9 protein-coding genes are annotated in these 9,671 nt (G+C 59.6%); 8 read left to right on the forward strand and 1 reads right to left on the reverse strand.

Translation table 11 applies throughout. The features are described from left to right. From yidC to murI, 8 genes are all read left to right on the forward strand, one after another. Positions 1 to 1,759 (forward strand): membrane protein insertase YidC (gene yidC / locus AC33YF_RS11435; RefSeq protein ID WP_491777331.1); only part of this gene is annotated, 1,759 nt, incomplete at its 5' end. 51 nt (positions 1,760 to 1,810) lie between these two features. Continuing rightward, positions 1,811 to 2,485 (forward strand): ribosome biogenesis GTP-binding protein YihA/YsxC, encoded by a 675-nt coding sequence (yihA, locus tag AC33YF_RS11440; RefSeq protein WP_491777332.1) that lies wholly within the window; start codon positions 1,811 to 1,813, stop codon positions 2,483 to 2,485. Positions 2,486 to 2,634: 149 nt separating this feature from the next. Beyond that, positions 2,635 to 3,498 carry an acetylglutamate kinase gene (argB, locus tag AC33YF_RS11445; RefSeq protein ID WP_491777339.1) on the forward strand — a complete coding sequence of 288 codons (864 nt, stop codon included), beginning with the start codon at positions 2,635 to 2,637 and terminating at the stop codon, positions 3,496 to 3,498. Further along, positions 3,495 to 4,265, forward strand: a complete 771-nt coding sequence (locus tag AC33YF_RS11450) for a pyrimidine 5'-nucleotidase (protein WP_491777333.1) — start codon at positions 3,495 to 3,497, stop codon at positions 4,263 to 4,265. Before argB ends, AC33YF_RS11450 begins: the two co-directional genes overlap by 4 nt. Before the next feature lie 24 nt (positions 4,266 to 4,289). Beyond that, complete coding sequence (gene dapD, locus AC33YF_RS11455; RefSeq protein ID WP_491777334.1) at positions 4,290 to 5,132, forward strand: 2,3,4,5-tetrahydropyridine-2,6-dicarboxylate N-succinyltransferase; 843 nt, start codon at positions 4,290 to 4,292, stop codon at positions 5,130 to 5,132. 158 nt (positions 5,133 to 5,290) lie between these two features. Next, the gene (locus tag AC33YF_RS11460) at positions 5,291 to 5,737 is read left to right on the forward strand and encodes a DUF805 domain-containing protein (RefSeq protein WP_491777335.1); all 447 of its coding nucleotides are present in this window, start codon (positions 5,291 to 5,293) and stop codon (positions 5,735 to 5,737) included. Between the two features lie 152 nt (positions 5,738 to 5,889). Beyond that, a complete protein-coding gene (dapE, locus tag AC33YF_RS11465) occupies positions 5,890 to 7,095 on the forward strand; it encodes a succinyl-diaminopimelate desuccinylase (protein ID WP_491777336.1) in 1,206 nt (401 codons plus the stop codon). After that, entirely contained in the window at positions 7,079 to 7,915 is an 837-nt protein-coding gene (gene murI / locus AC33YF_RS11470) for a glutamate racemase (protein ID WP_491777337.1), read from the forward strand. Before dapE ends, murI begins: the two co-directional genes overlap by 17 nt. Before the next feature lie 16 nt (positions 7,916 to 7,931). Here murI and murJ read toward each other — a convergent pair whose 3' ends face one another. Then, positions 7,932 to 9,566: a murein biosynthesis integral membrane protein MurJ gene (gene murJ, locus AC33YF_RS11475; RefSeq protein ID WP_491777338.1), complete on the reverse strand. Its 1,635-nt coding sequence runs from the start codon at positions 9,564 to 9,566 to the stop codon at positions 7,932 to 7,934. Positions 9,567 to 9,671: the final 105 nt, after the last annotated feature.

The following is a 9,671-nucleotide window of genomic DNA, read 5'->3' on the forward strand; positions in this document are numbered from 1 at the left end:
CGCCCGGATAGATGATCTGACCCTGAAGGACTATCGGGTCACGGTCGACCCCGACAGCGCGCAGGTCATCCTGCTTTCTCCGGCCGGAGGCCCCGGCGCCTACTATGCCGAGCGAGGTTTTGTGAGCGCAGGCAGGAACGACGGGCCACTACCGTCTGGCGACACACTCTGGACGGCCGAGAGCGACGGCAAGCTTACACCAAACACACCCATCACGCTCTCTTACGACAACGGCGAAGGTCTCAAGTTCACGCGGACCATCTCGATCGACGACAAATACATGTTCACGATCGAAGATCAGATCGCCAATACGGGGACCGAGGCGGCAACCATTTACCCCTATGGCTTAGTCTCTCGCCACGAACTGCCTCAAGTCCAGGGCTTCTACATTTTGCATGAAGGCCTGATCGGGGTTGTCGACGACGGTCTCCAGGAAATTAGCTACAGCTCGGCCCTCGAGGACCAGCCGGAGACATTCAAAAGCGAGAATGGCTGGCTCGGCATCACGGACAAATACTGGGCAACGGCTATGGTGCCCGCTCAGAATATTCCGTTCGAGGCCAAGTTCTCAGGATCGGACAATGGCGGCAAGAAGCGGTTCCAATCCGACTACTTGATGAGCGCGATGAACATCGCACCGGGCGCCACAGTGAACGTGTCCGGGCAGATCTTCGCCGGAGCCAAGGAAGTGAACGTGGTGGACGGCTACGCCAGCACTTACAACATTCCCAAATTCGATCTTCTGATCGATTGGGGCTGGTTCTATTTCCTTACGAAGCCGCTCTTCTACGCGCTTGACTACTTTTTCCGACTTGTCGGCAACTTCGGCGTTTCGATCCTAATCGTCACTGTGCTGATCAAACTTATCCTCTTCCCGCTCGCGAACAAGTCCTACGTTTCGATGAGCCGGATGAAGAAACTCGCGCCGGAGATGCAGAAGATCAAGGAGCGCTATGGCGACGATCGCATGCGTCAGCAGCAGGCGATGATGGACCTGTATAAGAAGGAGAAGGTCAATCCTGCGTCAGGCTGTTTGCCGATCCTTGTGCAGATCCCCGTCTTCTTCGCGCTCTACAAAGTGCTGTTCGTGACAATCGAAATGCGTCACGCGCCGTTTTTCGGCTGGATCAAAGATCTTTCGGCGCCCGATCCCACCTCAATCTTCAATCTTTTCGGGCTGATTCCGTGGGACCCACCTCTGTTCCTCATGGTTGGCATTTGGCCAATCATCATGGGCGTCACCATGTGGTTCCAGATGAAGCTGAACCCGGCTCCACCAGATCCGATCCAGCAAAAAATCTTCACATGGATGCCGGTGGTCTTCACCTACATGCTGGCGTCGTTCCCGTCGGGCCTCGTCATCTACTGGGCCTGGAACAACTTCCTGTCGATCCTTCAGCAGTCGGCCATCATGTGGCGGCAGGGGGTGGACATTCCACTCCTCGAGAATCTTGGCTTTAAGCCTCCGAAGGAGCCTGTCGACGAAACGGAGGAAGATAAGTCTGCTCGGGCCACCGCCGAGGAAAAGCGCAGCGCAAAGGCTTCCCGTCGCGCTGAACGGGCCGCCAAACAGACTGCGGCCGATCCTGCTTCGGAGGACGCAGAGCCCGCTGCCGAAGATTCGGTCAATGGCGCCGAAGCAGCACCGCGTGCGCAGAAGAAAGCGCCACGGAAAAAACGCGGTCCGAGGAAGCGTGCTGCTAAAAAGGCTGCGCCGAAAGCGCCCGATCGTGAGGCGGACGGCGAAAGCCCGGCCTAACCACCGCGCTTTTGGCTTGTGGTTGCCCGCGAAGCCGGGCACTCCATGATCATGACCAAGCCGGAATTCACCGATGCTGAGATTGCGCGCGGGCGTGCCCTCTTTGGCGCGCCATGCAACTTCGTGCTCGGTGCCGTGGCTGTCGAGGGACTCCCTCAGGACGGTCGCCCCGAGATCGCGTTTGCGGGACGGTCCAATGTTGGCAAATCGAGCCTGATCAACGCCTTGACGGGACGAAAGACCCTTGCGCGCGTGTCCGTAACCCCGGGGAGAACACGGGAACTGAATTTCTTCACCCTCGGCACCGAAGCGCCCGACGGCGTTGGCAGCGCATATCTCGTTGATATGCCGGGCTACGGGTACGCGAAAGCCTCGCGATCTGCGGTGAAAGGCTGGACCCGACTGATCGAGGACTATTTGAGAGGCCGCCGGGAGCTCAAACGGGTCTTCCTCCTGATCGATAGCCGGCATGGCATAAAGGCTAACGACCGGGAAACCATGAAGCTCATGGACGAGGCGGCGGTCTCGTATCAGGGCGTGCTCACCAAGGCAGACAAACCGAAGAAAATCGAGCTCGAAGCTGTCATCGCCAAGACTGAAACGGAGCTCGCCAAGCGTCCCGCAGCATTCCCGCATTTGCTCGTGACCTCCGCCCGGGAAGGCCTCGGCATCCCGGAACTGCGGGCCACGATCGCTGGTCTCATACCAAACGGCGTTGAACCTTAAGGCCTTCCGCCGCTATAAGCGCACCCGTGACAGATACGAACACAAATCCGCCAATTGCCGGCGATTCGGACGGCGCCGCGGCTGCCCTGACGGACGCGCTTGGCTCGGCGCACACAAAGGCCAAGATTCTCTCCGAGGCCTTGCCCTATATGCAGCGCTACGACCGCAAGACGGTCGTCGTGAAGTATGGCGGGCACGCGATGGGGGATCCTGAGCTAGCGCGGGATTTTGCGCGGGACGTCGTGCTGCTCAAGCAGGCCGGAGTGAACCCCGTCGTGGTGCATGGCGGCGGTCCTCAGATCGGACGTCTCCTAGAGCGCCTGAATATCAAGACCGAGTTCAAGGACGGCTTGCGGGTCACCGACCGGCAGACCGTCGACGTAGTCGAGATGGTCTTGGCTGGTTCCGTGAACAAGGAGATCGTTTCTGCGATCAACGACCAGGGCGGCAAGGCCGTCGGCATCTCTGGAAAAGATGCCAACTTGATGCGCGCAAAGCGGCTTGAGCGGCGCGTCCGCGATCCCGAATCCAATATCGAAAAGATCTTGGACTTAGGTTTTGTCGGAGAGCCCGGACTCGTCGAACCGCACATTATTGATGTCATCATCAACTCCGATCTGATCCCTGTGGTCGCACCCATTGGCGTCGGCCCAGACGGCGAAACGCTGAACATCAACGCAGATACGTTTGCAGCTGCGATTGCAGTTGCCCTGACGGCCAAGCGCCTGCTTCTCCTGACTGACGTGGATGGCGTCTTGGACAAAAACGGAGACCTCATCCGATCCATGACGACGGCAGAGGCGCTCGATCTGATCGCGGACGGCACAATCTCAGGCGGCATGATCCCGAAGATCGAGGGTTGCGTCGACGTGATTGCCGATGGCGTCGAGGCCGTTGTGATCATCAACGGCAAGGTCCCGCATTCCGTTCTACTCGAACTCTTCACGGAGCATGGAGCCGGCACGCTGATTGAGCGCCGTCGCCCCAGCCGCGCGCGCGCGAGGCAGACATGAGGGAGGCGGCGCCGGGGCAGCCCCGCGAACGCGGCTTTGACCATGTGGAAACCTGGGTCTTCGACCTCGACAACACGCTCTACCCGGCCGAGTGCGATCTCTTCTCCCAGATCGACCGCCGAATGGGATCGTTTATCGCCGAAAACCTGAATCTCTCGCTCGACGATGCGCACGCTTTGCGAAAGCAATACTATTTCGAGCACGGCACAACTCTTGCCGGCCTTATCCGCCTGCATGGGGTGAAGCCACACGACTTTCTGGACTACGTCCACGACATCGATCTCGAAGTTGTCGACCCCTCTCCGGCGCTGGCCGATGCAATCCAATCGCTCCCGGGCCGAAAGCTGGTTTTCACGAATGGCTGTCGTAATCACGCCGAGCGGGTGACAGCCAAGCTCGGCATACAAGACTTGTTTGAGGACATCTTTGATATTCACGCCCTTGAGTACGTGAACCCGAAACCTTCGCTTGTCGGGTTCGAACGTTTTGTCGCCACGCATGACATCGATAGCCAGCGCGCTGCGATCTTCGACGACCTGCCGCATAACCTTGAGACCGCGCATGCACTTGGTATGACCACGGTCTGGATCGATTGCCGCACCATGGGCAGGCCGGAACATGTCGCCTATGGAGATGAGACGGAACTGCCGGACCACATTCATCATCGCACAGAGGCGCTCACTCCTTTCGTTGCAGCCATTGGGGCTTCGCTTGCTGAGAACGCTGAGAGCGATGGGGCTATCGGCGTCCAAGGGAACCCGCAGTAATCTGGAGAGTTTTGGGAGAATTCCATGTCGCACGATCACCTAAAGAACTTCATCGACGGCGCCTTCGACCACGCATCCGATATCAACTCGGACACCAAGGGTGTCGTGCGCGATGGCGTCGAGGAGGTTCTGGACTTGCTCGACAAGGGCGACCTGCGTGTTGCCGAGAAGGTTGGGGGCGACTGGATCGTCAATCAGTGGGTCAAGAAGGCCATTCTGTTGTCGTTCAAGCTCAACGATCAGAAGCGTATGGACGGCGGCCCAGACGGGTCGTCGTGGTGGGACAAGGTCCCGGTCAAGTTCGACAAGTGGAAGGCGAAGGACTTTAGAGAAGCAGGCTTTCGGGCTGTGCCGGGCTGTATCGTCCGACACTCCGCCTTCATCGCGCCGGGGGTAGTGCTGATGCCCTGCTTCGTCAACCTTGGCGCCCATGTGGACAGCGGCTCAATGATCGACACATGGGCAACCGTCGGCTCCTGCGCGCAAATCGGCAAGAACGTCCACCTTTCGGGCGGCGCTGGAATTGGCGGTGTGCTTGAGCCGCTGCAGGCCAATCCCGTGATCGTCGAGGACAATTGCTTCATCGGCGCACGCGCCGAGGTCGCGGAAGGCGTAGTAGTGGGCGAAGGCTCGGTGCTGTCCATGGGCGTCTATATCGGCCAATCCACCAAGATCATCGACCGCGCCACGGGATTTGTGCACCATGGCCGCGTTCCTCCCTATTCGGTGGTGGTTCCCGGCTCAATGCCCGGCAAGCCATTGCCGGACGGCACGCCAGGCCCCTCGCTATATTGTGCGGTGATTGTCAAAACCGTAGACGAACAAACGCGCTCGAAGACCTCGATCAACGAATTGCTGCGCGACTGATTTCGGTTAGAGTGGCGTCGTCGGCCATATCAACTTGGCCACGACGCTTCCATGGCTTTGTAGCGCATCAGTGCCAGTTGCACACCGCGCTCTTCGCAATGACATGATTCGGGCCTAAAACCTGAGGCTTGCGTCAGACTCTGACCAGGGGGGAGACAATGGATCTGCAATATATCTTTACGTCGATGGATGGCCGCATAAACCGCGCAAAGTGGTGGGCTGGCATCGCGATCCTTGGCATTGTCAGTATCATTCTCGGTGTGCTGATCGAGGTTATATTTGGAGCAGGCTTCTTCGGAGGTTTCTTGGCGACACTCGTTGCCATAGCACTCTTCTTCCCGAGTTATGCGGTTTGCGCCAAGCGCTTCCACGATCGGGACAAACCCGGGAAAATGGCGCTCTATGGTTTGGTGCCGTCGCTTGCTGCAAGCCTGCTCGATGGCTGGGGACTGACCGGCACTCCCGAGCAGCTCAATGGACTCGGTTGGCTCTGTGTTCTGATCAATCTCGGCGTTGGCCTGTGGTTCCTTATTGAACTGGGTATCCTCAAAGGAACGCCCGGCGCCAACCAGTACGGAGGCGATCCGCTGGCGGCTCTGAGCTAGCAGGCTCTCCCAACGCCCAAGGCAAAGGTTTTCTTTCACGCACGGTGCTGTCACGCCTCCCATGGCCAATGCCGTGCTTGCCATCGGCGCGGCGCGCCTTCATGGTCGTGACCTTGCCGAGACATATGATTTGACCTTCTAAGGACGCCGTCATGTCAACGCCGGCCGAAACTGCGCTCGCTATCGCAAAAAGCTTGATCCATTGCCCAAGCGTCACGCCATCGGACGCTGGTGCATTGGATGCACTCGGCGAGTTCCTCTCGGTTGCGGGCTTTTCCTGCAACCGGCTGACCTTCAGCGAGGAGGGCACCCCGGACGTAGACAATCTCGTCGCGCGGATCGGAACCGGAGCGCCGCATTTGTGCTTCGCGGGCCATACAGACGTGGTTCCGCCGGGCGACGAAAGCCTTTGGAGCCACGACCCCTTTAGCGCTGACATCGCCGACGGACGGCTCTACGGCCGTGGCGCCTCGGATATGAAGGGAGCAGTTGCCTGTTTCGCGGCAGCGGCAATCGACTACGTGGCAACATGCGGCGGCGAGATCCCGGGTACGATCAGCCTCCTTATCACCGGCGACGAAGAAGGTCCTGCGATCAACGGAACCAAGAAGGTTCTATCTTGGATGGAGGCGGAGAATCTGGTCCCCGATCATTGCCTGGTGGGCGAGCCGTCCAACCCCGAGTTTCTCGGCGAAACGATCAAGATCGGACGGCGTGGAAGCCTGACGGGGCATCTCACCGTGACTGGACAACAAGGCCACGTCGCCTATCCGCATCTAGCGGCTAATCCTGTGAAAGGGATCGTGACAGCCCTCGCAAAGCTCTATGAAACCAAACTCGATTCCGGCAGCACCCACTTCTCGCCTTCGAATCTGGAGGTGACGAGCATCGACGTTGGGAATTCTGCAACCAACATTATTCCTGCGCGAGCAGAAGCTCATTTCAACATCCGCTTCAACGACAACCATGACGCTGAAAAACTGAAGGCCATGTTGATGGAAAAGATCGGTGCCGTGTTCCATGACACGCGACTGAGTTTCACCTTGGACTTTGCCCCCCATGGAGATGCTTTCGTCACGAAGCCCGGCGCCCTCGACGAACTCTTAAGCGAAGCCGTGACCGCCCTCACCGGCAAGACGCCAGTGTTGTCGACAAGCGGCGGCACGTCGGATGCTCGCTTTATTAAGGACTACTGCCCCGTCTTGGAGTTTGGGTTGACGAGCGAGACGATCCACAAGGTGGACGAGAACGCCACGCTGGACGACCTTGAAGTCCTTACAGCGATCTATCGCCGCTTTATCGCAGCCTACTTCGAAACATTCGGAGATCGTTCCATCGGGGATGCGGATGCCCGGTGATACGCGGCCCATAGGCGTCTTCGACTCCGGCATGGGCGGGCTTACCGTATTGCGGGCCCTCTGCGCTCGATTACCAAACGAACATTTCGTCTATCTCGGTGACACTGCAAGACTACCCTATGGCACCAAGAGCCCCGATACGGTACGCGCTTACGCTCTGCAGGCTACGCATCTTCTTCTAAGCGAAGACGTAAAGATGGTTGTGATTGCGTGCAATACCGCCTCTGCCGTGGCGCTCGATGCCCTGAGAGAAGCGCTCGCTCCAGTGCCCGTGATCGGCGTGATTGAGCCTGGCGCGCGTGCGGGTGTCGCGGCCACACGCAACAAACATATCGCCGTTCTTGCGACCGAGAGCACGGTCAAAGGAGCAGCCTACGTACACGCAATCCGCCGTCTGATGGCCGATGCCATGGTCGAACAACTTGCATGCCAAGTCTTTGTTGCACTGGCTGAGGAAGGCTGGGCGGACACAAGCGTGACAACTGCTGCCATCAAAGACTATCTCGAACCGCTTTTCGCGCACCCAGGCGCGCCGGACACACTTGTGCTGGGCTGCACGCATTTCCCCGTATTGAAGGCTGCCATCCAGCGGTATGTGGGCGATGCAATTACGTTAGTGGACTCAGCTGATACGACAGCGGCCGCTGTTGCCGAGACTCTAGCCACATCGACTCTGCAGACAGATATCAGTGCCGCGCCGCGCAACATCCACTTCTTTGCCACGGATTCGACTGAGCGGTTTGCCAGAATCGGAGCGATCTTCTTCGGACGCGAAATCGACAGCGGCGACGTGACCCTTGTCGATCTAAAGATGGTCTAGGCCGTCGCGTAGCTGGTTAGATCCTGGGCGGCGGCTCAGAGTCCGGAAGGCTTTCCGAAGCGTCAGTCGGGTCCTCGATAAGGTCTGGCTTAACCGGCGCGGGCTGTGCTGCCTCGTGCTCGATTTCTTTCATGAGCCCCGCAAGCCAGTCGCGTCCCAAAACCATAAAAACCGCCGCGAAATAGAGCAGTCCGCCAACGACGACGAGAATGCCGAGGACTGTCTCCTCGCGAAAGTTTGTCATGGACGACAGCGCGCCTTCCAGACCCTGGCTCGCCAGATAGAGCCCGGCAGCGAACGCGATACCAATGAGTACGAGCTTCGCCACAGGTCCACGAATGGCTTCACCGGACACGGCAAAGCCCTGGCGACGTGCGAGATATGCGAGCAAGAAAAGATTGACCCAGGCGCCGATACTGGTCGCAAGTGCGAGGCCGACCTGCGCCAGCGGCCCCATGAGCGCGACCTTCAGCGCGATGTTCACGCTGGCGGCGAGAAGGGCCGCCTTGACCGGGGTTGCGGTATCCCCACGCGCATAGAAGGGCGCCGTAAAGCTCCGAAGCAGCACGAAGGGGATGAGACCGAGCGAATAAGCGGCGAGCGTGTGGCCTGCGGACAGAGCGTTTTCACTCGTGAAAGCCCCGCGCGCGAATAGCGCCCGCATAATCAGGTCGGGGATCGCTACGGCCGCGGCGGCGCACGGGATCGTCAGTAGCAGCGCCAGCTGAATCCCACGCGCTTGGGCCGAGGCCGCACCCCTTGTATCGCCGGCAGCAAGACGCCGGGACATTTCCGGCAACAGCACCGTCCCGACGGCGATCCCTACAACGCCAATGGGCAGCTGATTGATGCGGTCCGCATAGTACAGTGCGGATAGAGAGCCCGCCGGCAAAAAGGAGGCGATCACCGTGTCGGCGAACAACGCCAATTGCACCCCGCCCGCGCCGACGATCGCGGGCCCCAGGGCTTTCAGGAACCGCTTCGTCGGCGCGTCTAGCCTCGGCATCCGCAGGCGGATGCCATAACCATGCATCTCCGCATCGCCGCCCACAAGCAGCACCATCGCGATGCCCGCAATGAGAACGCCCCAGGCCGCGGCGTGGCCTGCAGTCTCGAAATACGGCGCCAGGGCCAGGGTCGCGATAAGCGAGACATTGAGGAGAATGGACGCGCCGGCTGCCGTAGCGAACCGGTTGTTGGCGTTGAGAATGCCGGCGAACAGCGTCTCCAAGGACACGAGGGCCAGATAGGGAAAGGTAATACGCGTGAGCGCAACAGCGAGGTCGAACCGCTCGGGATCGTCGGATAGACCTGGCGCGAGCAGCATGACCACTTCCGGCGTGAAGAGTAGCGCGATGGCGAGCAGGACAAGATTGATCGTGATGAGGGCCGCGCCGACTTGATCTGCGAAGAGTTTGGCAGCGGAGAGCCCCGCCTTCTCCAGCGTATGGGCGTACGCTGGCACGAAAGCCGCCGCGAAAGCGCCCTCGGCGAAGATCGCGCGGAAATGATTGGGCAGGCGGAAGGCAACAAAGAAGGCATCGGCGACGGGCCCAGCGCCCAGCATGGCAGCCATAACCACGTCACGAATGAAGCCAGTTAGGCGCGACAAGAGCGTCAGCCCGCCGACCGTGGCGATGCGCTTGATCATGGATGCCCGTCTCCCTGCGCCCGATTCGGCGATAGTACAGCCCTAATAGTCGACCTTCACCAGGTAAAGGCCGCAGGCCGGCGCAACCGGGCCGCATGCGGCCCG

It is taken from the genome of Methyloceanibacter sp. (assembly GCF_058506495.1).

Coding starts and splice junctions, on each gene's coding strand:
- yihA (WP_491777332.1), top strand. CDS start 1,811: ATGACCAAGCCGGAATTCACCGATGCTGAGATTGCGCGCGGGCGTGCC.
- argB (WP_491777339.1), top strand. CDS start 2,635: ATGCAGCGCTACGACCGCAAGACGGTCGTCGTGAAGTATGGCGGGCAC.
- AC33YF_RS11450 (WP_491777333.1), top strand. CDS start 3,495: ATGAGGGAGGCGGCGCCGGGGCAGCCCCGCGAACGCGGCTTTGACCAT.
- dapD (WP_491777334.1), top strand. CDS start 4,290: ATGTCGCACGATCACCTAAAGAACTTCATCGACGGCGCCTTCGACCAC.
- AC33YF_RS11460 (WP_491777335.1), top strand. CDS start 5,291: ATGGATCTGCAATATATCTTTACGTCGATGGATGGCCGCATAAACCGC.
- dapE (WP_491777336.1), top strand. CDS start 5,890: ATGTCAACGCCGGCCGAAACTGCGCTCGCTATCGCAAAAAGCTTGATC.
- murI (WP_491777337.1), top strand. CDS start 7,079: ATGCGGATGCCCGGTGATACGCGGCCCATAGGCGTCTTCGACTCCGGC.
- murJ (WP_491777338.1), bottom strand. CDS start 9,566: ATGATCAAGCGCATCGCCACGGTCGGCGGGCTGACGCTCTTGTCGCGC.